This window comes from Acidovorax sp. FG48, assembly GCF_057809085.1.
The window spans coordinates 43,076-66,927 of sequence record NZ_JBMDJH010000008.1 but is presented as its reverse complement, the minus strand read 5'-3'; the positions used below and the strand labels follow the sequence as shown (position 1 = coordinate 66,927).

The window sequence follows — 23,852 nt, the reverse complement described above, 5'->3', positions numbered from 1 at the left end:
GGCCGCTGTGGTGTGGCAGCCATGGCTGCCAAAAAGAGGGTGACGGAACGCGGGCTTTCACCCTAAAGTGCAGCGCATGGACACCCTGCGCGACAGCCCCCAAGACCCGCCGCCGTCCGCTGTGCTGCGCGGCACTGGTGCTGCTTTGGCGGGCCAAGGCGGCCACCTGCCGTGGTGGCGCCGTATCACCATCCCCTTTGAGGTCCTGATCGCCACCGTGGTGGTCACCGCCATGCTGTTGCTGACAGCGTTGTTGGTGTACCAGGTCAGCACCAGCGCGCGCCAGGCCATCATTGCGGCGTCGGACGAGAGTGCGCAGCGCATCAGCCAGCTCATTGCCGAACGGGTGCATCGCATCGTGGACCCGGCCGATGCCACCATCCGCCTGCTGGCGTTCGACCCGGTGGCCTCTGCGTCCACCCTGCCAGCGCGGCTGCGGCGCCTGCCTGTACTGGCCCGGCTGCTGGAGCAGAACCCGCTGCTGTCGGCGGTGTTCATCGGTTACCCGGACGGGCAGTTTTTGCTGGTGCGACCGGTGCGAAACGAAGCCTTGCGGGTGCGGCTGGATGCACCGCCCAAAACGGCGTACCTGGTGCAGTCCATGGCGCGCGAGCGTGGCCTGGTGGGCATGGTGGGGCGCTGGAGTTATTACGACGCGGACCTGCGGCTGATCGATTCGGCCGTGCGCCCGGAATACCGCTACGACCCCCGCACCCGCCCCTGGTACGCCGAGGCGCTGGAGCAGAACACCCAGATCCTCACGGCACCCTATGTGTTCTTCACCACGCAGGAGGTGGGCATCACGCTGAGCCAGCCCAGCGAGGACGGGCGTGCAGTGATTGGCCTGGACGTGGCCCTGACCGACCTGGGGCATGAGATCAGTGGCCTGCGCCTGATGCCCCGCACCGAGATCGCGGTGGTGGACAAGGACCGCCGCGTGCTGGCCTATCCCGACATGTCACGCGTGCTGCTGCGTGATGGCAACACGCCGGGCCTGCGGCTGCGTGCCCTGGACGATCTGGGTGTGCCCAGCCTGCATGCGCTGCAGGCGCTGGGCCTGAAAGATGGCGAGTCACGCCGCCTGCAGGCCGACGGCGAGGAATGGCTGGGCCGCTCGCTGCCACTGGCGTCGATGCGCTGGCAGGGGCTGCAGATTCTGATGGCGATCCCCACCAAAGAGCTGCTGGCCGACGTGAACAACAATCTGCGCCAGCAGGTGTGGCTGTCGGTGTCGCTCATCGGCCTGATGCTGCCGTTGGGCTGGCTCGCTGGCCGGCGGGTGGGGCGCAGCCTGTTCGGGCTGGCATTGCAGGCCAGGGCGCTGGCACGGTTTGATTTCCGGCGGCCCGAACGGCGGGTGTCGCCGGTGCGCGAAGTGCGCGATCTGGGGCAGGTGATGGACCGCATGTCCGACACCATCCAGGAGTTCCTGCACATCACCCACCACATCAGCGCCGAATCGCGCACCGACCTGATGCTATCGAGTGTGCTGTACGAGCTGGTGCGCGCCACCAGTTGCACCGGCGGTGCGGTGTATCTGGTGGATCCGCAGCGCACCGGCTTGCTGCGTGCCGCCCGCCATTGCGAAGACCCGGAGCAGCAGTCCCGCTACCCCGAGCACCTGGCCATGGTGCATTTCATCAACCACACCGAGCCCCAGCCTGGTGACCAGCACGAAGACGACGATGACACCGAGCCCGCCCGCGTGCTGCGCGTGCAGCTGCGCACCCGCGACGGGCAGCCCCTGGGCCTGCTGGTGCTGCGCTACATCGCAGACCAGACGCAGGACGACGCGCATTTCCGGGCCTTTGTCGAAAAGCTGTCGGGCACGCTATCGGTAGCCATCGAGACTCGCAGCCTGATCGAAGGCCAGAAGAAGCTGCTGGACGCCGTCATCCGCCTGCTGGCCGACGCCATCGACGCGAAGAGCCCCTACACCGGCGGCCACTGCGAGCGGGTGCCCGAGCTGGCCGAAGCACTCATGGATCGCATGTGCGCAGCCAAAGACGGCCTGTTTGCCCAGGTCACCATGACCGACGCCGAGCGCTACGAGTTCTGCCTGGGGGCCTGGCTGCACGACTGCGGCAAGGTCACCAGCCCCGAGCACATCATCGATAAGGCCACCAAGCTGGAAACGCTCTACAACCGCATTCATGAGGTGCGCATGCGCTTTGAGGTGTTGTGGCGGGACGCAGAGCTGGACTACTGGAAGCAGCATGTGTCGGGCGTGGACCCGGTGCGCCTGCAGCGCGAGCTGCTGCAACGGCGCGAACAGTTACAGGACGACTTTGCCTTTGTGGCCCGCTGCAACGTGGGGGGGGAATTCATGGCCGAGGCCGACATCGCCCGCCTCAAGACCATTGGCCGCCAGATCTGGCAGCGGCATTTTGATGACCGGCTGGGCCTGTCGGCGGCCGAGATGCTGCGGCTTTCGACCGTGCCGGTGCGCCCCATGCCCGCCAATGAGCCGCTGCTGGCCGACCGGCCGGAGCACATCGTGCCCTGGGGCACCCGCAAGCCACCGGTGGAGGCGGGCAACCCTGCCAACCGCTGGGGCTTCGACATGGTGTTGCCGCCGTACGAGGCCCACCTGGGCGAACTGCACAACCTGTCCATCCAGCGGGGCACGCTCACGGCGGAAGACCGCTTCAAGATCAACGACCACATCGTGCAGACCATCATCATGCTCAGCGGTCTGCCGTTTCCGCCGCACCTGGCGCGCGTGCCGGCGATTGCCGGGTCACACCATGAAAAGCTGGACGGCACCGGCTACCCTCGGCGGCTGAAGGCGCCAGAGCTGACCTTGGCCGACCGCGTAATGACCCTGGCCGATATCTTTGAGGCGCTGACTGCGGCCGACCGGCCCTACAAGCCACCCAAGACGCTGTCCGAGTCGCTCAAGATCATGACCCACATGGTGCGCGAGCGGCACATCGATGCCGAGGTGTTCCGCTTCTTCCTGACCAGTGGTGTGTGGCGGGACTACGCAGAGCGCTTCCTGACGCCTGCGCAGCGCGACGAGGTCAATGTGGAGGCGATCCTGGCATCGCTGGGCTGACAGGGGGCACCGCACTGCGCACTGCACGGTGGCCGGTGGAATCCGGCTCGGCCACTGCCAGCCTTTGTGTAGCGGATAGTAGAAAGGGGGGGCTGCGGATGGCGCAGCCCGCTCAGAACAATTCGACGTCGTCGTTGGCGACCTTGGTCGCCAGGTGCCCGCTGGCCACCAGATCGTCGTAGAAGCAGACCTGGTTGCGGCCATGTTCCTTGGCGTAGTAGAGCGCCTGGTCGGCCTGGCCCAGGATTTCGACGGGCGAACCGCGCGTGGTGCTCACAAAACCCAGGCTCACCGTCACCTGGCCCACCTGCGGGAAGTGGTACTCCTGCACGGCCAGCCGGAAGCGGTTAAACACCTTGTGGGCAGTGCTCAGCGTGGTGGAGCGCAGCAGCACCACAAACTCTTCGCCGCCAAAGCGGAAGATGCGGTCGTGGCTGCGGAATGAACTGCGCAGGATGTTGGCGATCAGGATCAGCACTTCGTCACCATAGAGGTGGCCGAAGCGGTCGTTGACCTGCTTGAAATGGTCGATGTCCACCACCGCCAGCCATTGCTGCACGGGCTCGTTGTCGCTGGCCACGGCGGTTTCTTCGGCCGCAAAGGACTCGGTGACTGCACCAGACCGGCTGGCCAGCCCGCTCATGGTGTAGCGGGAGAATTGCTCGTCAAACGTCTTGCGGTTGAACAGGCCGGTGAGCGCATCGCGCTCGCTGTAGTCGAGCAGGCTCTGGTAGTTCTGGTACACCTGAAACACGCCCATGAGCACGTCAAGCTTGTGGGCCGAGAACGGGCGCGACTGGGTGATCTCCAGGCAAGTGCTGACCTTGTCGTGCATCCACACCGGTAGCCAGAGCACATGGCGGCCCCGGCGGGGTGAGGCCAGGGCGCGCTCGCCCCGGTTGTCCACGCAGTCCCGCAGGGCGGGGTACTGGTCCAGCGGCTCCCGGCGGGGGTCGGCTGCGGCTTCGGAGTCGGTGGACACCAGCTGGCCGTTGTCCACCCAGGTGCGGGGGCGCACATGGGGCACGCCGCCCTCCGTGAACAGTTCCAGGGCCCGCACCTCGATGATGCTGCTGAGTTTTTGCAGCGTGGACAGCACCGACACCTCCAGCCGCAGGTGGTCGCGGTGGCCAGTCATCTCCACCAGGTTTTGCAGGATGGGTTTCATAGGCGGTGTGCTGCGGGCCGATCGGGGCATGTCGTTGGGTCAGTTGCGGCGCACAAACACCACGTCCCAGACCCCATGGCCCAGTCGCAGGCCACGGTTTTCGAACTTGGTCAGCGGGCGGTAGTCGGGTTGCGGTGCAAAGGCGTCTGCGGTGTTTTGCAGCAGGGGCTCGGCGCTCAGCACCTGCAGCATCTGCTCTGCGTAGGGTTGCCAGTCGGTGGCGCAATGCAGGTAGCCGCCGGGCTTGAGGCGTGCAGCCAGCTTGGCCACCAGCGGGGGTTGGATCAGGCGGCGCTTGTTGTGCTTTTTCTTGTGCCAGGGATCGGGGAAGAAGATGTGCACGCCGTCGAGGACGCCGGGCGGCAGCATGTGGTCGATCACCTCCACGGCGTCGTGCTGCAGGATGCGGATGTTGGTCAGCCCTTGTTCGCCAATGCGCTTGAGCAGGGCGCCCACGCCGGGCTCATGCACCTCGCAGCACAGAAAGTTGTCGTCAGGCCGCACTCGGGCAATATGGGCCGTGGCCTCGCCCATGCCAAAGCCGATCTCCAGCACCAGCGGCGCGCTGCGGCCAAAGGCGGCGGTGGCGTCCAGCGGCGCGGGGGTGTAGGGCAGAACAAAACGTGGCCCAAAGTCTTCAAAGGCCTTGGCCTGGCCCGTGGTGGTGCGGCCGGCGCGGCGCACAAAGCTCTTGATGGTTTTGGGGTGGGTCACACCGGCGGGGGCAGAGCCCTGTGCAGTGGGCGCTGTGGGGGCGATGGAGGCTGCGGGCGCAGCACTGGCGGGGGCGGAGGCTGTGGTCAATTCGGTCACGGTGGGCCATTGTAGTTTCGTCGCCACGCCACCACCCACTGTGCCAGTGCGTCGGGTATGCAAATGTTGTGCAGATTTGCCACAGCGGGCAGGCCCAGTGCCAGCGCGGCTTGCGACAGGGCCACCAACGGGTTCTGCAGTTCCAGCGCCTGCGCGCCGTTTTGTTTGGAGAGTTTTTCGCCGTTGTCCCCGCATACCAGGGGGGTGTGCAGGTAGCGCGGTGTGGGCACCCCCAGGGCCTGCTGCAGCAGGATCTGGCGGGGCGTGTTGTCGGCCAGGTCCTCGCCCCGGACCACATCGGTGATGCCCTGGTCGGCGTCGTCCACCACCACGGCCAGCTGATAGGCCCAGAGCCCATCTGCGCGGCGCAGCACAAAGTCGCCCACGGCGGTCGCAACCTGTTGCTGCTGGCGGCCCAGGCGGCGGTCGTGCCACTGCAGCAGCCCGTCTGCTATTGAATACGTAGCACCCCAGGCATGATCTACTAGCGCTATCGGCTGTTTTGGCTTGAAGTCTGTCACATTGAAGCGCCAGGAACGCCCTGTGCGGCCATGCAGCCCATGGCGGCAGGTCCCGGGGTAGGGCAGTGCGGCATGGCGTTCACGCGCATGGCCCTGCGCGGCATGGGCATCTTCGACGTCCTTGCGTGAACAGGCACAGGGATAGGCATCGCCCTGCGCCACCAGCTGGTCCAGGGCATGCTGGTACAGCCCGCTGCGCGCAGACTGCCACTGGGGCGGGGCATCGGGGTGCAGGCCACAGGCGGCGAGCTGCTGCAGGATGAAGGTGTCAGCCCCTGGCACGCAGCGGGGCTGGTCCACATCTTCAATGCGCACCAGCCACCGGCCGTTGTGTGCGCGTGCGTCCAGCCAGCTGGCCAGCGCGGCCACCAGAGAGCCCGCATGCAGCGGGCCCGTGGGAGAGGGGGCAAACCGCCCCACATAGCGCCCCACATAGCGCCCCACATTGCGCTCCTCTGAGCGTGCTGTGGGGCTGCCCTCGTTGTGCGGCGTTGCTCCTACGCCCCCCGTCATGCCACGGCAAGTGCCAGTTCCAGGCCCGACACAAAGGCATCTTCCAGCCGGTGCCCCAGGCACCAGTCTCCGCACGCACCCAGCCCGGCCTTGGCGTCCCACAGGTGGCTCTTGCCCAGGGGGTGGGTGGTTTGGGCATAGCGCCAGCGACGGGTGTCGGCATGCGCAGGCTCGGCCCGGATGCCGGTGACTTCGGCAAATGCCTTGAGCAGCTTGGCCTGCACGCGGGCTTCGTCGTCTTCGAGGTGTTCTGCCGACCAGGCAGGGCTGGCCTGCACCGTCCAGCGCTCCACCACGTTGCGGCCCGGCTTGGACGACTCGCGCGCCAGCCAGGCAATGCGGTGGTGGGTGCTGCGCGCGGCGTTCCATTGCGGGCCGAGCGTGGTCAGGCCGGGGCGCACGGCCTGGGGGTAGGCAAGCATCAGGGTCCAGCAGGGCGCGATGGCGACCTTGCACATGGCGTCGGCCAGCGGGGAGTCGAGCCCGGAGCCGGAAATCAAGGCCTGTGCGGGCACCGAGGGCTGGGCCAGCAGCACCGCGTCAAAGCCCGCATACACATGCTGCTCGCCGCCCGCGCCTTCGGTGCGCAGTTGCCACCCGGGTGCGTTCACGGCGTCGGGTTCGATGCGGGTGACGCGGGTGTGGGTGACCAGCTGGCCTGCCTGGGCCAAGGGTTCCGCCCAGGTGGTCACCAGCGACTGCATGCCCGGGGTGGCGACCCAGTGGGCTTCGCGGTGGGGCAGGCCCACGGCGGCCACCCGGCCTGCGGCGTCCAGCACCTGGACCGAATTGGCGCTCCAGCGCTTGCAGATGCCGGGCACGGTGTCGATGGCTCGGGCAAAGCGGGGGTCGCGCACGGTGAAATACTGGGCACCGGCATCAAAGTTGCCAAAGGGGCTGTCGATGGTGGCGGTGCGGCCGCCAGCGTGGTGGGACTTTTCGAACACTGTCACCCGGTGGCCGGCCTGGACCAGGGTTCGGGCACAGACAATGCCCGCCATGCCCGCGCCAATGATGGCGAAGTGGCGCTGCGGTTTGCCGGAGGGGGTGATAGGGGTGGCGGGCGCTGCGGAAGCTGCAGGGGCCGGGGCGCTGGTGCGTCGGAGCCGTTTGGCGGGGAGAGGATCAGGTTTGCTCATGGGAGGCCTTTCGGTGACGGTCGGCAAAAGAAATGCGATGCAAAACCAACAGCAACCACTCTACACGCGGTGCCGGCCTGTGCGCACTTGATCAGGGTCACAAATGATGGTGGTTTTCCAGCAGAGCGCGGCGTGTGGCGGGGCTTTGCAGCTGGTTCAGCCACCACTGCAGCGCGCGGCCGGGGGCGGTGAAGCCAGGGCCGCCCCAGGCGTAGTGCACGCGCACGTTGCGCTCCGGCCGGGCCACGCGGCGCGCCACCAGGCGGCCGGCCTCCAGGTAGGGGCGCACCATGGGTTCGGGCAGAAAGCCGCCGCCCAGGCCGCGCAACTGCACGCGCACCTTGGCCTGCATGGTGTCCACCGTCAACACGTCCTGTCCGCCCAGCAGGCCCATGGTGGCGCCGCCACGGGTGGCCGAGTCGGCCACGGCCACGGCGCGGTGCTCCAGCAGCGTGGCGTCGGAGATCGGCTCGGGCGCGGTGGCCAGCGGGTGGTGGGGCGCCACCACGTAGATGAAGAGCACATCGCCCAGCAGCCCTTGCTGCAGGCCGGCCACGTTGTTGCTGGCGACCGATACGCCAATGGCCAGGTCGGCGCGGCCGGAGGTCAGCGCCTCCAGCGTGCCAGTCATGATGCCGTCGCGCAGCTTGAGGCGCGTGGGGGGCTTCATGGCGTAGAACGCGTCCACCAGCTCCAGCAGGGTGTGGGGCGAGATGATGCCGTCCACCGACAGCGTGAGCTGCGGCTCCCAGCCCGTGGCCACGCGGCGCACGCGGTGGGCCACGGCGTCGATGTCCTGCAGCAGGCGCGCGCCTTCGCGCAGCAGCTCTACCCCGGCCTCGGTGGGGCGGGCCTGGCGCGCGCTGCGGTCGAACAGCAGCACGTCCAGTGCGTCTTCGATCTGGCGCACGCGATAGGTGAGGGCGCTGGGCACCAGGCCCAGTTGCCGTGCGGCGGCGGCAAAGCTGCCGGCCTCGGCAATCACCTGCAGCATGGTCAGCGCATCGGGGGTGAGGACATCGCGGGCGTTTTGCATGGTGGCGTCATGTTAATTCAGATTATTTGAACATTGCCATCAATCCGTCTGTGCCCGCAGCGGGTGTGGCAGTCCTACAGTCGAGTCTTGAAAGGAGCACTCACATGCTGACTGTTCGTAAATCGCAAGACCGGGGCCACGCCGACCATGGCTGGCTCAATTCCTTCCACAGCTTCTCGTTCGCCGGGTACTACGACCCCGCCCACATGGGCTTTGGCAACCTGCGCGTCATCAACGAAGACCGCATTGCGCCGGGCACCGGGTTTGGAACCCATGGCCACCGCGACATGGAAATCATCAGTTACGTGCTGTCGGGCGAACTGGCCCACAAGGACAGCATGGGCAACGTCAAGGGCATCCCGCCCGGTGACGTGCAGCGCATGAGCGCAGGCACTGGCGTGCAGCACAGCGAGTTCAACCACGCTGCGGGCCAGACCACGCACTTCCTGCAGATCTGGATTGAGCCCAACGTACGCGGCATTCCGCCCAGCTACGAGCAAAAGACCTTTGCCGAGGCGGAAAAGCGCGGCGCCCTGCGCCTGGTGGCGTCGCCCGATGGCGCGCAGGGCTCGGTCAAGATCCATGCCGATGCGGCCTTGTATGCGGGTTTGCTGGATGGGGACGAGTCCGTCACTCTGGCGCTGAACCCCGCCCGCAAGACCTATGTGCACCTGGTGCGCGGCGCGCTGACCGCCAACGGCCAGACCCTATCGGGCGGCGATGCGCTGCTGATGGAAAAGGAAACCACCTTGTCTTTGACCCATGGCCACGACGCCGAGGTGCTGGTGTTTGACCTGGCCGCCTGATTTTTACTTCGTAACCACTTTCACTCAGGAGTTCTTCACCATGTTCACATCACTGCAAAACCCCTTGGCCCTGGCATCGCGCCTGCTGCTGGCCGCCCTGTTCCTGCCTGCGGGCATTGGCAAGCTGACCGGCTTTGCCGGTACCGTGGGCTATATCACGTCGGTGGGCCTGCCCATGCCCACGGTGGCCGCAGCCATTGCGGCGGCGGTTGAAGTGCTGGGCAGCCTGGCGCTGATCTTTGGCGTGGGCACCCGGTTCGCCGCGCTGGCGCTGGCCTTCTTCACGCTGGTGGCCAGCTTCTTCTTCCATGCCTACTGGAACCTGCCCGCTGACAAGCAAATGATGCAGCAGCTCATGTTCTTCAAGAACGTGGGCGTGACCGGCGGCCTGCTGGCCCTGGCAGCATTTGGCGCCGGTGCGTGGAGCCTGGACGCACGCCGCTCGGACCGCTGATCCGGTCTGTCGATAAAGGGCCTGCAGCCCGCAGGGGTGCAGGTTCTGGCATTCAATCGCGTGGTTGTTTGTTGTTCTGTAGGCAGTTCGTCGGTCGTTTTTTTGGTTTTTCCCCTGGTCTCGTTCCCTCATCGTTTCAACAGGAGTTATCTCATGGCACACATCGCAGTTGTTTACCACTCGGGTTATGGTCACACGCAGCGTCTGGCGCAGGCGGTGGCGGAGGGCGCAGGCGCCCAGCTGGTCGCCATTGACGCAGAAGGCAATCTGCCCGAAGGTGGCTGGGAAACGCTGGCCGCAGCCAGTGCCATCATTTTTGGCTCGCCCACGTACATGGCTGGCCCGAGCTGGCAGTTCAAGAAGTTTGCCGACGCCTCGTCCAAGCCCTGGTTCAGCCAGGCCTGGAAGGACAAGCTGTTCGCTGGCTTTACCAACAGCGCTAGCACCAACGGCGACAAGCAGATCACGCTGGACTACATGTTCCACCTGGCCATGCAGCACGGTGGCATCTGGGTGGGCAACGGCATGATGCCCGCCAACTCCAAGGCGGCCACGCGCAACGATGTGAACTGGATCGGCTCGTTCAGCGGCGCCATGTCCCAGTCGCCGTCCGACGCCTCGGCTGCCGAGATGTTCCCTGGCGACCTGGAGACGGGCAAGCAGTTTGGCCAGCGTGTGGCCGACGTGGCCCGCCGCCTCTCTCGTTAAGGCGCAGCCGCCTTTTGGCGCTACAGTGGCGCGCCCCAATACAACCAGGAGAACACCCCATGGCAGTTGAATTGCGGCGCGTCCCCGGCGCGCCCATGGCCCAGACCGTGCACATCCGTGCGCACGATCTCGTGGCCGATGGCAGTGTGGAAGAGGGCGGCACCGACAGCGGCCCGAGCCCGCACGATCTGTATGACGCTGCCCTGGGGGCCTGCAAGGCGCTCACGGTGTTGTGGTACGCGCGCCGCAAGGGCCTTCCGGTGGACGATGTGCAGACCGTGGTCGAGCGCGACGCCTCGGCCGAGCGTGCGGGCGTCTACCGCCTCGCGACCCGGCTGCAGGTCAGCGGCGACCTCACCGATGCCCAGATCGCCGAGCTGGAAAACGTGGCGCAGAAATGCCCGGTGCACAAGTTGATGACCACGGTGACGACCGAGATCAGCACCGTGGTGGAGCGTGCGGCATGAGCGATACCCCCAGCACTTCTTTTCTGCCCCTCACGGGCCATGCCAAGGACCTGGGCGGCGGTTTCACCGTGCGCCGCCTGCTGCCCGCTGTGCAGCGCAAGGCCGTGGGGCCCTTCCTGTTTTTCGACCACTTCGGTCCGGTGACCGTCGCTCCGGGCGATAGCCACGACGTGCGGCCCCATCCGCACATTGGCCTGGCGACGGTGACCTACCTGTTCTCGGGCGCCATCATGCACCGCGACAGTCTGGGCTATGTGCAGCAGATCGAACCCGGCGCCATCAACTGGATGACGGCGGGGCGGGGCATCGTGCACTCCGAGCGCCGCCCGGAGAGCCTGGCAAACCAGCCGTATGTGAACCACGGCATCCAGCTGTGGGCTGCGCTGCCACTGGCCCACGAAGAAGCCGACCCCTCGTTTGTGCACACGCCTGCTCCGGCCATCCCGCAGGTGCAGGTGGATGGGGCCAGCGTGCGGGTGCTAGTCGGCGAGGCATTTGGTCAGACCTCGCCGGTGGCCACCTACTCGCGCACCTTGTACCTGGACGTGCAGCTGCCCGCTGGCGCCACCCTGGAGATCCCGGCACTGGTGCCCGAGCTGGCGGTGTACACCGTGGATGCACCGGTGTCGTTGAACGGCGCTCAGGTGCCTGCGCACATTCTGGCTGTGGCGGAACCCGGCCAGCCCCTGCGTTTGACGGCCGGTGAGAGTGCCGTGCGCCTGATGGTGATCGGCGGTGAGCCGCTGGATGCGCCGCGCCACATGTGGTGGAACTTTGTCTCCAGCCGCAAGGAGCGCATCGTGCAGGCCGCCAGCGACTGGGAGGCACAAGCGATGGGCCAGGTGCCGGGCGAGGTGGAATGGATTCCCCTGCCGGAACACCGCTTCAAAGCCTGATCAAAGCGTGATGTTTAGATAAAAATGGGCTGTAGCGCTAGTGCGTCAAGCGCTGGCAGCTCATGATTTGATAGCGTTTTCTGCGGTCGCTACGACCGCAGAGGGAGCGTCGATGGCAAGCCCCGTGTCCAGCACGCGGCGCTCGTCAAACACAAAGCACCCGCCGTGGTAGTGCGCGCCATCCGTCAGCTCAAAGTACTTCAGGATGCCTCCCTCCAGCTGGTAGACATGGGGCAGGCCTTCCTCGCGCATGAGGATGGCGGCCTTTTCGCACCGGATGCCGCCGGTGCAGAAGCTCACCACGGTCTTGTCCTGCAGCTCGGCCTTGTGGGCGCGCAGCGCTGGCGGAAACTCGGTGAACTTGTCGATGCGCCAGTCGATGGCGTTGTCGAACGTGCCTGCGTCCACCTCGAAGGCGTTGCGGGTGTCTAGCGTGACCACTTCACGGCCTTCGTCGTCGTGCCCCTGGTCCAGCCAGCGGCGCAGCGTGGCCGGGTCTACCGATGGCGCGCGGCCCGCAGCAGGGCGGATGGTGGGGTGGTCCATGCGGATGATCTCGCGCTTGACCTTGACCAGCATCTTGCGAAACGGCACCGTGGCTGACCAGCTCTCCTTGGGTTCCAGGTCGGCAAAGCGGGCATCGGTGCGCAGCTGCGCGACAAACCCCCGCACGGCATCGGCTGGGCCCGCAAGAAAGAAGTTGATACCTTCCTCCGCCAGGAGGATGGTGCCCTTGAGCTGGGCGGCCACCGCACGCTCATGCAGCACATCGCGCAGCGCGGCGGCATCGGGCAGCGGCACAAACTTGTAGCAGGAGATGTTGAGGACGGTGTCGGTAGGGTTCACGGCAGTAAAAAAGCACAAAGGCCCGCTGGCGGGCCTGTGGGTCACAGTGGCCAAGCTGCGCCTCAAGCGCCGCTCGGCGTATCCGGGTCATGCCGCCGGTGACAGCAGCGTGGACTCGATCTTGTTGGCCAGCTGCGCAATTGCCAGCGCCGCCGGGCAGCCAGGGGTTTGCAGCAGCAACAACTGGCGGCGCATCACGGCGTCGCGCACCGAGGGGTCGGCCGGGATGTCGCCCATGTGGATCAGCCGCATGGGGCGACCGGATTCGGTGCTCACAAAGCGGTCAAGCACCTGCTGCAGCTGGCTGGTGATGGCTCGGCCGTCGCCCGGACGCGCCGCCTGGTTGATGACCATGCGCACATGCTGGCGCTTTTGCTGCATGGCCAGCACCTTGATGGCGGCGTAGGCATCGGTAAGCGAGGTGGGTTCGGGCGTGGCCACGATCAGCACCTCGGACGCCAGGGACACCGAGAACAGCACCACGTCGGAGATACCGGCGCCGGTATCGAGCAGCACCACGTCGTAGCGCGGCGTGAGCGCCTGGATCACGTTCAGGAACTGGTTGCGCACCTCGGGCGTGAGGCGCGAATACTCCACCATGCCGGAGCCGGCCAGCAGCACGTCAAAGCCACCAGGCGCGGCGATCACGGCGTCGTCCAGCGCGGCCTTGCCGGTGAACACGTCGTGCAAGGTGATCTTGGGGTGCAGGTTCAGCACCACGTCCAGGTTGGCCAGGCCCAGGTCGGCGTCGAGCACCAGCACGCGCTGGCCTCGGCGGGTGAGGGCGGCGGCCAGGTTGGCTGATACGAAAGTCTTGCCCACACCGCCTTTGCCGCTGGTCACCGCAATGATGCGGGCGCCAGGAGCGGCAGAGGCCAGGGGGGTGGCAGGGCCTGCAGGGCCTGCAGGGGCTGCAGGCGTTGTGGGTTGGGGGGACAGCGCGTCGCTCATCATCTAACTTTCAGTAGGCGCTGCCTGTTGGGTTGGGGTCCAGTGGAGGCAGGTCGCCCCAACCCGAAGGGGTGTAGAGCGGGCCAAACAACAGGCTTTTCTCTTCGGCACTGACGGTGCTGTCGGGTTGTTCCTCGATGCTGACGCGGTTGCGGCCCGACGCCTTGGCCTGGTAGAGCTGGTGGTCGGCCCGGTCGGTCCACAGCAGGGTGGTGGAGCGGATCCACTGCATGGCAAACGCTCCCCCGATGCTCAAGGTGACGTTCAGCTCCACCGTGGGGGAAATGCGGATGGGCGTGTTGGCCACCGCGCGCCGGATGCGTTCTGCCACCACCCGGCCAAAGGCAGCCTGGCAGGCCGGCAGCACCACGGCGAATTCTTCACCGCCGTAGCGGGCCAAGGTGTCCATGGGGCGCACGCAAGCACTGAGCGTGCGGGCCACCGACTGCAACACCACGTCACCAGCCAGGTGGCCGTGGGTGTCGTTCACCTTTTTGAAATGGTCGATGTCCAGCATCAGCAGCAGGGCTGCCTCGCCGGAGCGTGTGACGCGATCGATTTCACGTTCCAGCACGGCGCGGAAATGTCTGCGGTTCGCCAGTCCCGTGAGCGGGTCTTTGAGCGACAGCTCGCACAGGCCGTCGATCAGCCCCTGCAAATAAAGGGAAGGCACCTCGCGGTGCAATGCTGCCTCGCTGCCGCCGGCCTGAGCCACCAGTGCGTGGGCAGTATCTAGGCGAAGGTCGCGCAGATCTACCAGATGAGAGGCCGCAGAGTCAGACACAAATTGGAACAAAGAGAGTTAGGCAAGTGTACCAGCGCGTCAGCAAGAACAAGGCCGAGGCACAGCGGTCGCAGCGTAGGTAAAACCCGGCTCACGCCCGCGCCACGGGCTCGGGAAGCTGTTGCAGTGCCACCAGCGCCTCGGCGTCGGTCCGGTACATGGCCAGCCCGGGGCGCAGGTCCAGCAGGCCGGCCTGGCGCAGCACCTGCTCCACCGGCAGCTTCAGGCCACTCAGATGCAAGGTGCCGCCCCGCAGTTCCATCTGCGCCAGCAGTTGGGCAAAGGTTTCGACGCCCGTCACGTCAATGCGGTTGATGGGCTGGGCCAGCAGGCACAGGTGCACCACCTCGGGGTGGGCGGCCAGATGCTCGGTCACGCGCCGCTCCAGCGCGCTGGCGGAGGCAAAGTCCAGCTCCGCATCCATGCGCAGCGCCAGCAACCGGGGGGCGAGGGGTGGCAGCTGCCACAGGTGCCGGTCGCGCAGGCTGCCGTCCGGGTGCAGGCCCACCTCGATGATGCGCGGGTGCAGGCGCTGGTACAGGAAGTGGCTCAGGTTCATCAACAAACCCACCAGTACGCCCCAGTACATGCGCGGGGCGGTGGCCAAGGTCAGGGCAAAGGTGACGCCGCCGATCACAGCCTCCACGCGCGATACCCGCCACAGCCGCAGCAGGGTGCCCGGCTTGATGAGGCTGGTGACTGCCGTGACCACGACCGCCGCCAGCACCGACTGCGGGACGTGGTACAGCGCAGGCGTCAGCCACAGCAGCACGACCAGCACCAGGCTGATCGCAAACAGCGTGGCCCAGCCGGTCTTGGCGCCCGCGTATAGGTTGATGGCCGAGCGCGAGAAGGATGCGCTGGTGGCAAAACTGCCGCACAGGCCGCTGCTGATCTTGGCGAGGCCCTGGCCGATGAGGTCCTGGTTTTCATTCCACTGCTCCTTGGAGCGCTGGCTTTCCACCTTGGCGCTGGATGCGGTCTCCAGAAAGCTCACCAGCGTCACCACCAGCACGGGCATGACCAGTGCGCTGAAGCTGGACCAGGGCAGGGCGCCCGGCCAGTAGGGGTCGGGCAAGCCCGAGGGTAACGCGCCCACTACGGCACCCCCAGCGTCGGCGTAGCCCAGGGCCCAGCTCAAGGCGCCTGCCGCGCCCACTACCACAATCGCGGCCGGAAACTGCGGCAGCCAGCGGCGCGCCAGCATCAGCAAGCCCAGGCTGCCCAGGCCAAAGCCCGCGGCCGTCAGGTCAAACAGGCCGGGTGAAGGAGTGGACAGCAGTGCGCCCCAATCGGCGGCGCGCAGTCCAGTCAGCGCCGCCAGTTGCGAGCCCAGAATCAGCAGCGCTGCCGCCTGCGTAAAACCATTGAGCACGGGCGAGGTCACGAGGTTGAGCAACCAGCCAAAGCGCGCGATACCCATCACCATCTGCAGCAGCCCCGACAGCAGGGCCATCCACGCGGCCAGGGCCACCCACTGCGCACTACCGGGTTCGGCCAGGCCGGTGAGTGAGGCACCGATCAGCAGGCTGGTCAGCGCGGTAGGGCCCACCCCCAGTCGGGTGGAGGAGCTGAACAGCACTGCGACCAGCGCCGGAATCAGGGATGCGTAAATGCCGGTGACCAGGGGCATGCCCGCCAGCGCCGCGTAGGCCACGCCCTGGGGTACCAACATCAACCCTACCGTCATGCCTGCCCAGAACTCGCCTTTGAGCAGTTGCCGATCCGGGCGGGGCCATTTCAAAAAAGGAAGCCAGCGTGCGAGCGAATGCAGGGTCATGCCCTCGATTGTCGCGCGCCCGGGACCTCGGCGCCCCGGCTCTTCCCAATAGGCAAGGTCAGCGGTGGTGGCGGACCGCAGGCTCCTTCGTCCTACAGGCACTTCGGCCCTGTCCGACCCGCAGGCTTGGACCGGTTGCCTACAGTCTGCCCATGTCTTAACCGCAAGGAGTCAAAGCATGAATTCCCAAAACCTGATGGATCGTCCCGCACACCGCATCACCAGCATCCTGGCCGTCAGCGCCCTGGCCTTGGGTCTCGCCGCATGCGGCAAGACCGAAGAGCCCACCGTGGGCCAGCGTCTGGACTCTGCGGTCGAAAAGACCGAACAGGCCGCTGCCGATGCTCGAGTGAAGGCCGAGAGCGCCATGCAGAGCGCCGAAACCAAGATGGAACAGGGCGCCGCCAATGCCGAAGCTACCGCTAAGGACGCCGCCAACACCGCCAAGGGCGCGATTGACGACGCCACCATCACCGCCCAGGTGAATGCGGGCCTGGCCAAGGACCCCGATCTGAGCGCGCTCAAGATCAACGTGGACACCGTGAACGGCAAGGTCACCCTGAACGGCCCTGCGCCCTCTACCGTAGCCCGTGACCGCGCCGAAACCATCGCCAAGAGCGTGACCGGCGTGACCTCCGTCAACAACCAGCTGGTCGTCACCGCCAGCTAATGTCGGACCACAGGGCGGGCGGCCTGTGCCGCACAGCCCTGATCACCGCACCCACGCGCCGCCCGGCTCACCACCGGGCGGCGCGCTACCATGGCCGGCATGAAAGACCACGACATCGATCTTGCCACCCACCTCGTCCACCACGACTACCAGCCCCCGGCTGGTTTTGTAGCCCCCCAGCCCGGGGTGTTCAAGGCCTCTACGGTCATCTTCCCCAACGTCGCAGCCATGCGCTCGCGGGAGTGGAAGGACAAGAGCGGCTACACCTACGGCCTGCACGGCACGCCCACCACGTTCATCCTCGAAGAGCGCCTTTGCGCGCTGGAAGGTGGCCTGCAGTGTGTGCTGGTGCCCAGCGGCCTCGCCGCCATCGCCAACGTGGGGATGGCCTTGCTCAAGTCCGGCGACGAGGTGCTGATTCCCGACAACGCCTACGGTCCCGGCAAGGACTTTGCCAACGGCGAGCTGGCCCGCTTTGGCGTCACCCATGCGTTTTACGACCCGCTGGACCCGGCTGACCTGGCCGCGCGCATCACCCCCGCCACCCGGCTGGTGTGGCTGGAGGCGCCGGGTTCGGTGAGCATGGAGTTCCCCGACCTGTGCGAGCAGGTGCGCATCTGCCGCGCACGCGGCGTGACCACGGCGCTGGACAACACCTGGGGCGCTGGCCTGGCGTTTGCGCCGTTTGACCTGACGGGTGACGGCAGCCTGGGCGTGGACATTTCTGCCCATGCGCTGACCAAGTACCCCAGCGGTGGTGGCGATGTGCTCATGGGCAGCGTCATCACGCGCGACCAGGGCTTGCACATGAAGATCAAGCTCACCCACATGCGGCTGGGCCTGGGCGTGGGCGCCAACGATGCCGAGGCGATCCTGCGCGCGCTGCCCAGCATCGGCCTGCGCTATCGCGCCCACGACGAAGCCGCGCGCCAGCTGGCGCGCTGGTTGCAGCAGCAGCCCGCCATCGCCCAGGTGCTGCACCCCGCACTGGAGGGCGCGCCCGGCCATGCCCACTGGAAGGCGCTGTGCGGCGCTGCAGAGGGCGGGCAGGGCGCGGCGGCCGGCCTGTTCAGCGTGATGATCGACGCGCGCTACACCCAGCAGCAGGTGGATGTCTTCTGCGACAGCCTGCGCCTGTTCAAGCTGGGCTACAGCTGGGGCGGCCCCATGAGCCTGGTGGTGCCCTACACCATCGCCAGCATGCGCAGCCGCCCGTCGCCCCACCTGAAGCCGGGCACGCTGATGCGTTTTTCCATCGGGCTGGAGGCGGTGGAGGACCTGCGGCGTGATCTGCAGCAGGCGATGGAGCGGGCCTTCCCCGCCTGAGCTGCCGCTTGACCCCCTGCCTATTGGGCAGATGTGGGTCGGGCTACGGGCTTTCCTCAGTGGCGCAGCCGAACGCGCGGGCTTAGTGTGGCGGCATGAACGCGACATCTTCCAAGCCCGGGCCGGACACCGTTGGTACTCCAGACACCTCCGAGGCCCGGCAGGCCGAGGCCATCGCCGACCGCGTGAAGGCCCAGACGGCGCAACCTGTGCAGCTGCAGCCGTTGCATCTGGCCGACCCTTTTCGGTGGCTGATGCGGGGGCTGGACGACGTACGAGCAGCGCCTGGCATTGCGGTGTTTTACGGCGTGTGCTTTTGGGCCATGGCCGTGGTGCTGGGCTGGGTGTTCCGCACGCGACCGGAGTACACCATGTCCATGGCCAGCGGTTGCCTGCTGCTGGGGCCGTTTCTGGCCATGGGGCTGTATGACACCAGCCGTCGGCGTGAGGCCGGCCTCCAGCCGCAGCTGAGCGAATCCCTGACGTGCTGGGACAGCCACATGGGCAGCATGGGCATGCTGGTGCTGGTGCTCGTGGTGCTGGAACTGCTCTGGGGGCGTGCGTCGCTGGTGGTGTTTGCGGTGTTCTTCAACACCGGCATGCCGTCCACCACGGGCGTGCTGCAGGCTGTGTTCAACCCGCAGAACTGGAGCTTTGTGGCGGTGTACACGGTGGTGGGCGGCGTGTTTGCGGCACTGGTGTTTTCCACCTCGGTGGTGTCCATCCCCATGATTCTGGACCGCGATACCGACGCGCTGACTGCGGGCATCACCAGCATGCGTGTGGTGGTCGAAAACCCCGGCGTGATGCTGCTGTGGGGGGCATTGATCACCCTCATCGTGGCTGTCTCGCTGTGGTTCTGGGGCGTGGGCCTGCTGCTGGCGGGGCCTGTGCTGGGTTTTGCCAGCTGGCACGCCTACCGGGCTGCCGTCATCCCGCTGCAGCGCACTGCGGCGATGGGCTAAGAACCTGTTCAAAGTTTTTTTGGAGTTGCACAAGTTCCTTGCCGGGATGGGATGTAAGGCGCGGTGCGCAGTGGATAGCTCGGCTATCAACAAGCGCCGCAACGCCGCAGACCGCCCGGCAAGGTACTTGCCCGAAGGGTTGGAGTGAAATCGGGCGATTGAACGCCCCGGCTGCTTGCATGGGCACGAGCCCATGCGGCGCACCCGAAGCATCCACTCGTCCCGATTGCACTCCAATGCGATCTCCAAAAAAACTTTGAACAGGTTCTAGAAGCCCAGCCTGTTACAGTGGGTCTCAACTTCAGGAAGCAACTACCTTGGCAACACCCAACTACGGATACGAAAAGCGCCAGCGCGAACTCGCCAAAAAGCAAAAAAAGGAAGAGAAGCTGCGGGCCAAAACACAGCGCAGGCCGGACGATCCGCAGGGAGGCGACCAACCCGCTAACGACCAGCCAGCAGGCGCTGCCGGCCACTCCGAGCAGCCTGCGGGCTGAGTGACTGGGCTGCGTCCTAGCGCAGCAGCTTTTTGAGTTCTGGCCACACATTGGCCAGCATCTGCGGATGCGCCTCGGCGCGGGGGTGGATGCGGTCGGGCTGGAACAGGCGCGTCGGGTCCGGCCCGTCCGCCACCCCTTTCAGGAAAAACGGCACCACCGCCGCCTTGTGGGCCTGCGCCACACTGGTGAACAGACCCGCAAACTTGTTGGCGTAGTCGGTGCCGTAGTTGGGCGGCACCTGCATGCCCACCAGCAGCACCTTGGCCCCGGCCTTTTGGGCTGTCTGGGTCATCCAGGTCAGGTTTTCTTCGGTGTTCTTGAGCGGTAGCCCGCGCAGCGCATCGTTGCCGCCTAGCTCGATCACTACATGGCTGGGCTTGTGCTGGGCCAGTAAAGCCGCCAGGCGCGAACGGCCGCCCGAGGTGGTCTCACCACTCACGCTGGCATTGACCACGGTGGCCGTGAGCTTGTCTTGCACCAACTGCTTTTCCAGCAGCGCCACCCAGCCCGTGCCCCGCGCCAGGCCGTATTCGGCACTGAGTGAATCCCCCAGCACCAGGATCACGGGCGTGCGCCCCGCAGCCCCCGGCTTGGCGGTGGCCTGCGCAAAGGCCATGGGGGCACAAAGCCCCACCACCAGGCCGATAGATGCGCTCAGGATAAAGTGGCGCCGTTGCTGCAGATTGCGAATCAAAGTAAAGAGCCTTTCATGTCCGAATCCTCCCCACTGCCCAAGACACCGCCAGCCACCCCCATCATTGCCGTGGAGCATGTGTTCAAGTCGGTGACGGATTCCACCGGAACCCTCGACATTCTGCGGGATATCGATTTCCGCCTGGCTGCCAGGGAAACGGCGGCCATCGTCGGCGCCTCGGGCTCGGGCAAGAGCACGCTGCTGTCCATCATCGCGGGGCTCGATACCCCCACGCGCGGAACGGTGCGGCTGGACGGCCACGACCTGTTTGCCATCGATGAAGATGCGCGGGCTGCATTGCGGGCCCAGAAGGTGGGTTTTGTGTTCCAGAGCTTCCAGCTCATGGGCAACCTCACAGCGCTGGAGAACGTCATGCTGCCGCTCGAGCTGGCCGACCGCCGCGATGCACGCAAGGCCGCCACCGAGATGCTGGCGCGCGTGGGGCTGGGCCAGCGCCTGTCGCACTACCCCAAAGTGCTGTCGGGCGGCGAGCAGCAGCGCGTGGCCCTGGCCCGGGCGTTTGTGATGCAGCCGGCCGTGCTGCTGGCGGACGAACCCACGGGCAGTCTGGACTTTGCGACGGGCGAAACCATCATGAAGCTCATGTTCGAGCTCAACCGCGAGTTGGGCACGACCCTGGTGCTGGTGACCCACGACCGCGCGATTGCAGCCCAGTGCGAGCGGCGCATCACCATCGACGCAGGGCGTGTTGTGTAAGGTTTAAAGGGTTAGCGGGATTATTTGAGCTTTTTAGGCCGCAGGCGCTAGTGAAACATGCGCTAGCAGCTATGAAATTGATAGTGTCCTAATGGATAGTGTCGCGCCCAGCGGATAATCCCCGTATGTCCAGCCCCAAAGTTCTCTTCGGCTTTCACGCCGTGGGCGTGCGTCTGAAGACCGCGCCGCAATCCATCATCGAGATTTACTACGAAGCCACGCGCCGCGATGCGCGCATGCGCCAGTTTCTCGACCGCGCCCGCGAGGCCGGTGCCCGCCTGATCGAAGCCGACAGCGTACGCATCGCCAAGCTGGCCGGCAGCCACGGCCACCAGGGTGTGGCCGCGCGGGTAGAGCCTGTGAAGGTAGCCACCTCGCTGGATGAGCTGCTGGAAGATCTGGAAGCCGCGGGCATCGAGCAGCCCCTGCTGCTGGTGCTGGACGGCGTCACCGACCCGCACAACCTGGGCGCCTGCCTGCGAGTGGCTGACGGAGCGGGCGCGCATGCCGTCATCGCCCCCAAGGACCATGCCGTGGGCATCAACGCCACCGTGGCCAAGGTGGCCAGCGGCGCGGCCGAGACCATGCCGTACTTCATGGTTACCAACCTGGCGCGCACGCTGAACGAACTCAAGGAGCGCAACATCTGGTGCATCGGCACCAGCGACGATGCGCCCAAGACCATTTACCAGGTAGACCTGAAAGGCCCCGTGGCCCTGGTGCTCGGCGCTGAGGGCGACGGCATGCGCCAGCTCACGCGCAAGACCTGTGACGAGCTGGTCAGCATCCCCATGAAAGGCGCGGTGGAAAGCCTGAACGTGTCGGTGGCCAGCGGCGTGTGCCTGTACGAGGCGCTGCGCCAGCGGACCTGATCCCTGGCCCGCTGCACGCATCAACGAGGGTTCCATGCTGGACACCGTGAAAGCCTGGGTCCGGCACAGCCAGCGCATCGCCGTGCTGACGGGCGCCGGGGTCAGTGCCGAGTCGGGCGTGCCTACCTTCCGCGATGCGCAGACGGGGTACTGGGCACAGTTCCGCCCCGAAGACATGGCGACGGAGGCAGGCTTTCGCGCCCACCCCCAGCGCGTGTGGGACTGGTACCAGTACCGGCGCGACCTGCTGGCCGGGGTGTCGCCCAACGCCGGGCACCGGGCGCTGGCCGATTTTCAGCACCGCTACCCCGGCCGCTTCACCCTGATCACCCAGAATGTGGACGGCCTGCACCAGCGCGCGGGCAGCACCGGCGTGCTGTGCCTGCACGGCGACATCTTTCAGGACCGGTGGCTCGACACCCCGCGCAACTGCTGCTTCGTCGACCATGCAGTGGCCGGCCACCCGCCTTACTGCGACCGCTGCGGCAACCTGCTGCGCCCGGGCGTGGTGTGGTTTGGCGAGCCTTTGCCGCTGGCGACCTTGGAAGCCGCCGAACAGGCGGCCAAGCAGTGCGACCTGATGCTGGTGGTGGGCACGGCCGGTGCGGTGTACCCCGCCGCGGGACTGGCCCACCACGCACGGGCTGCCGGTGCCAGGGTGGTGGTGCTCAACCCCGCGCCAAGTGCGCTGGATGAGGTGGCCCACCAGGTGCTGAAGGGCACGGCGGCTACGTTGCTGCCCCAGTTGCTGGACGACTGAGCGTACGCGGGGCAGAACGTCTTGGTGGGGAGCACCGCCTCTTGTGTTTCTCAGGGCTCGTGTCTCGGTAGAAACCCTGATTTGATGTGCTGCCGCCACCCTGTGTCGCCCATTGGACAGGTGCAAAGGTGCGGTGCCCGGTAGCCTCCGCGCCTTTGTTTTACCCGCCTTGCACACCATGAGCCGTCGCCAATTTCTTTTGCGTGCCACCCAGGCCGTCGCCGCCACTGGCCTGCCCGCATGGGCCCACACCGCGATGGCGGCCGAAGAGGCCCTGACCGCGCGCTCCGTCACCCTGGGCTGCTCCATCGCGCTGACGGGCCCGCTGGGGCAGGCGGGCATTGAGCAGGTGGCGGGCATGAAGGCCGCTTTTGCCGAGGTGAATGCCTCCGGTGGCGTGTTGGGCCGCGAAATCCGCATGGAGGTCAAGGACGACGGCTACGTGGCTGCACGCACCCTGAAGAACGTGACCGAGATGGTGGAGGCGCAGTCGGTGTTCGCACTGATCTCGCCGCTGGGCACGGCCAACACTGCGTCCATCCTGCCGCTCATCGAGTCCAAGGGCATCCCCACCGTGGGCCCGGTGACCGGCGCCACATCGCTGCGCGCAGCGGCCAACAAGCACGTGTTCTTCCTCCGCCCCAGCTACCGCGAAGAAACCCAGCGCCTGGTCAAGCAGATCGTGGAGATGGGCCTCAAGCGCATTGCCGTGGTGTACCTGGACAACCCGTTTGGCAAAGAGGTGCTCAAGGACATGTCTGCGGCGCTGGACGAGATCAAGGTCGAGCGCGGCGGCGAGTTTGCGCTGGCCGTGGATGGCAAGAACGGCGCCGAGCTGGCCGATAAGGTGGCGGCCGAGCGCCCCGGCGCCGTGCTGCTGGCCACTACCGGCACGGCCAATACCGCGTTTGTGCAGGCCTTTCGTGCCAAGGCGCAGGGTGTGCCGCTGGCCGGCCTGTCCGTCACGGTGATCTCGTCGGAACTGCCCAAGCTGGCTGCGTCCACGCGCGGCCTGGCGCTGGTGCAGGTGTTCCCCGATGCCAACTCCCAAAAGTCGGTGGCGGTGCGCAAGTTCCAGGCCACGATGAAGGCCACGGGCGGCGACCCGGCGTTCCTGAACAGCAACAGCGCGCTGGAGGGCTGGCTCAACGCGCAGATCATGATCGAAGGCCTGAAGAATGCGGGCAAGGAGCCCACACGTGAGCGCCTGCGCGCCGGGCTGACCGCCATCCGCTCGCTGTCGTTTGGCGACTTCAACGTGGGCTTTGGCAACAAGGCGCCCTACATCGGCTCGGACGCCATCTACCTGGCGATCTACGCGGAGAACGGTCGCCGGATCAGCTGATTGCTATTGAAAGAGTAGCTGCCAGCGCTTGATGGGAAAGCGCTGGATGCCAAAAATGCATAA

At 66.3% G+C, this 23,852-nt stretch carries 24 protein-coding genes; 14 read left to right on the top strand and 10 right to left on the bottom strand.

The window, feature by feature from the left end:
* Positions 1-76 precede the first annotated feature (76 nt).
* On the top strand, positions 77-3,058 hold the full coding sequence (locus ACODSU_RS13300; protein WP_488842656.1) for an HD domain-containing phosphohydrolase: 2,982 nt from the start codon (positions 77-79) through the stop codon (positions 3,056-3,058).
* A gap of 112 nt (positions 3,059-3,170) precedes the next feature.
* Here ACODSU_RS13300 and ACODSU_RS13295 read toward each other — a convergent pair whose 3' ends face one another.
* From ACODSU_RS13295 to ACODSU_RS13275, 5 genes are all read right to left on the bottom strand, one after another.
* The gene (locus ACODSU_RS13295) at positions 3,171-4,226 is read right to left on the bottom strand and encodes a GGDEF domain-containing protein (RefSeq protein WP_015013931.1); all 1,056 of its coding nucleotides are present in this window, start codon (positions 4,224-4,226) and stop codon (positions 3,171-3,173) included.
* Between the two features lie 39 nt (positions 4,227-4,265).
* A complete protein-coding gene (gene trmB / locus ACODSU_RS13290) occupies positions 4,266-5,039 on the bottom strand; it encodes a tRNA (guanosine(46)-N7)-methyltransferase TrmB (RefSeq protein WP_488842655.1) in 774 nt (257 codons plus the stop codon).
* A complete protein-coding gene (gene gluQRS, locus ACODSU_RS13285) occupies positions 5,036-6,073 on the bottom strand; it encodes a tRNA glutamyl-Q(34) synthetase GluQRS (RefSeq protein WP_488842654.1) in 1,038 nt (345 codons plus the stop codon). Before gluQRS ends, trmB begins: the two co-directional genes overlap by 4 nt.
* Positions 6,070-7,212, bottom strand: coding sequence for an NAD(P)/FAD-dependent oxidoreductase (locus tag ACODSU_RS13280; protein WP_488842653.1), 1,143 nt, complete (start codon positions 7,210-7,212; stop codon positions 6,070-6,072). Before ACODSU_RS13280 ends, gluQRS begins: the two co-directional genes overlap by 4 nt.
* A gap of 97 nt (positions 7,213-7,309) precedes the next feature.
* Positions 7,310-8,248, bottom strand: coding sequence for a LysR family transcriptional regulator (locus tag ACODSU_RS13275; protein ID WP_056744595.1), 939 nt, complete (start codon positions 8,246-8,248; stop codon positions 7,310-7,312).
* Positions 8,249-8,352: 104 nt separating this feature from the next.
* Between ACODSU_RS13275 and ACODSU_RS13270 the strand changes: the two genes are divergently transcribed.
* The 5 genes from ACODSU_RS13270 to ACODSU_RS13250 all read left to right on the top strand — a co-directional run bounded on the left by ACODSU_RS13270 (position 8,353) and on the right by ACODSU_RS13250 (position 11,579).
* Positions 8,353-9,054 carry a pirin family protein gene (locus tag ACODSU_RS13270; RefSeq protein WP_110958555.1) on the top strand — a complete coding sequence of 234 codons (702 nt, stop codon included), beginning with the start codon at positions 8,353-8,355 and terminating at the stop codon, positions 9,052-9,054.
* 40 nt (positions 9,055-9,094) lie between these two features.
* Positions 9,095-9,508, top strand: coding sequence for a DoxX family protein (locus ACODSU_RS13265; RefSeq protein WP_015013937.1), 414 nt, complete (start codon positions 9,095-9,097; stop codon positions 9,506-9,508).
* Positions 9,509-9,661: 153 nt separating this feature from the next.
* Positions 9,662-10,216, top strand: coding sequence for a flavodoxin family protein (locus ACODSU_RS13260; protein ID WP_060987534.1), 555 nt, complete (start codon positions 9,662-9,664; stop codon positions 10,214-10,216).
* A gap of 59 nt (positions 10,217-10,275) precedes the next feature.
* Positions 10,276-10,683 carry an OsmC family protein gene (locus tag ACODSU_RS13255; protein WP_110958556.1) on the top strand — a complete coding sequence of 136 codons (408 nt, stop codon included), beginning with the start codon at positions 10,276-10,278 and terminating at the stop codon, positions 10,681-10,683.
* The gene (locus ACODSU_RS13250) at positions 10,680-11,579 is read left to right on the top strand and encodes a pirin family protein (RefSeq protein ID WP_488842652.1); all 900 of its coding nucleotides are present in this window, start codon (positions 10,680-10,682) and stop codon (positions 11,577-11,579) included. The genes ACODSU_RS13255 and ACODSU_RS13250 overlap by 4 nt, the downstream gene beginning before the upstream one ends.
* A 60-nt stretch (positions 11,580-11,639) precedes the next feature.
* On the opposite strand, the gene ACODSU_RS13245 is transcribed toward ACODSU_RS13250, so the two are convergent.
* The 4 genes from ACODSU_RS13245 to ACODSU_RS13230 form a co-directional block, all read right to left on the bottom strand.
* Positions 11,640-12,425: a sulfurtransferase gene (locus ACODSU_RS13245; protein WP_488842651.1), complete on the bottom strand. Its 786-nt coding sequence runs from the start codon at positions 12,423-12,425 to the stop codon at positions 11,640-11,642.
* 87 nt (positions 12,426-12,512) lie between these two features.
* Positions 12,513-13,376: a MinD/ParA family protein gene (locus ACODSU_RS13240; RefSeq protein ID WP_488842650.1), complete on the bottom strand. Its 864-nt coding sequence runs from the start codon at positions 13,374-13,376 to the stop codon at positions 12,513-12,515.
* 10 nt (positions 13,377-13,386) lie between these two features.
* Positions 13,387-14,160, bottom strand: coding sequence for a GGDEF domain-containing protein (locus ACODSU_RS13235; RefSeq protein ID WP_488842649.1), 774 nt, complete (start codon positions 14,158-14,160; stop codon positions 13,387-13,389).
* A gap of 91 nt (positions 14,161-14,251) precedes the next feature.
* Positions 14,252-15,940, bottom strand: a complete 1,689-nt coding sequence (locus ACODSU_RS13230; RefSeq protein WP_488842648.1) for a SulP family inorganic anion transporter — start codon at positions 15,938-15,940, stop codon at positions 14,252-14,254.
* 178 nt (positions 15,941-16,118) lie between these two features.
* Here ACODSU_RS13230 and ACODSU_RS13225 point away from each other — a divergent pair, with 178 nt between their 5' ends.
* From ACODSU_RS13225 to ACODSU_RS13210, 4 genes are all read left to right on the top strand, one after another.
* Positions 16,119-16,610: a BON domain-containing protein gene (locus ACODSU_RS13225; RefSeq protein ID WP_488842647.1), complete on the top strand. Its 492-nt coding sequence runs from the start codon at positions 16,119-16,121 to the stop codon at positions 16,608-16,610.
* 90 nt (positions 16,611-16,700) lie between these two features.
* On the top strand, positions 16,701-17,936 hold the full coding sequence (locus ACODSU_RS13220; RefSeq protein ID WP_488842646.1) for a PLP-dependent transferase: 1,236 nt from the start codon (positions 16,701-16,703) through the stop codon (positions 17,934-17,936).
* Positions 17,937-18,031: 95 nt separating this feature from the next.
* Positions 18,032-18,901, top strand: a complete 870-nt coding sequence (locus ACODSU_RS13215; RefSeq protein ID WP_238990651.1) for a DUF2189 domain-containing protein — start codon at positions 18,032-18,034, stop codon at positions 18,899-18,901.
* A 317-nt stretch (positions 18,902-19,218) separates the two neighbouring features.
* Positions 19,219-19,398 (top strand): hypothetical protein, encoded by a 180-nt coding sequence (locus ACODSU_RS13210; protein ID WP_488842645.1) that lies wholly within the window; start codon positions 19,219-19,221, stop codon positions 19,396-19,398.
* A gap of 16 nt (positions 19,399-19,414) precedes the next feature.
* On the opposite strand, the gene ACODSU_RS13205 is transcribed toward ACODSU_RS13210, so the two are convergent.
* Positions 19,415-20,095, bottom strand: a complete 681-nt coding sequence (locus tag ACODSU_RS13205) for an arylesterase (RefSeq protein ID WP_488842644.1) — start codon at positions 20,093-20,095, stop codon at positions 19,415-19,417.
* Positions 20,096-20,110: 15 nt separating this feature from the next.
* On the opposite strand from ACODSU_RS13205, the gene ACODSU_RS13200 reads away from it, so the two are divergent.
* The 4 genes from ACODSU_RS13200 to ACODSU_RS13185 all read left to right on the top strand — a co-directional run bounded on the left by ACODSU_RS13200 (position 20,111) and on the right by ACODSU_RS13185 (position 23,789).
* Positions 20,111-20,812, top strand: a complete 702-nt coding sequence (locus tag ACODSU_RS13200) for an ABC transporter ATP-binding protein (protein ID WP_488842643.1) — start codon at positions 20,111-20,113, stop codon at positions 20,810-20,812.
* Positions 20,813-20,937: 125 nt separating this feature from the next.
* On the top strand, positions 20,938-21,684 hold the full coding sequence (rlmB, locus tag ACODSU_RS13195; protein WP_060987527.1) for a 23S rRNA (guanosine(2251)-2'-O)-methyltransferase RlmB: 747 nt from the start codon (positions 20,938-20,940) through the stop codon (positions 21,682-21,684).
* A gap of 34 nt (positions 21,685-21,718) precedes the next feature.
* The gene (locus ACODSU_RS13190) at positions 21,719-22,444 is read left to right on the top strand and encodes an SIR2 family NAD-dependent protein deacylase (protein ID WP_488842642.1); all 726 of its coding nucleotides are present in this window, start codon (positions 21,719-21,721) and stop codon (positions 22,442-22,444) included.
* 178 nt (positions 22,445-22,622) lie between these two features.
* Entirely contained in the window at positions 22,623-23,789 is a 1,167-nt protein-coding gene (locus ACODSU_RS13185; RefSeq protein WP_488842641.1) for an ABC transporter substrate-binding protein, read from the top strand.
* Positions 23,790-23,852 lie beyond the last annotated feature (63 nt).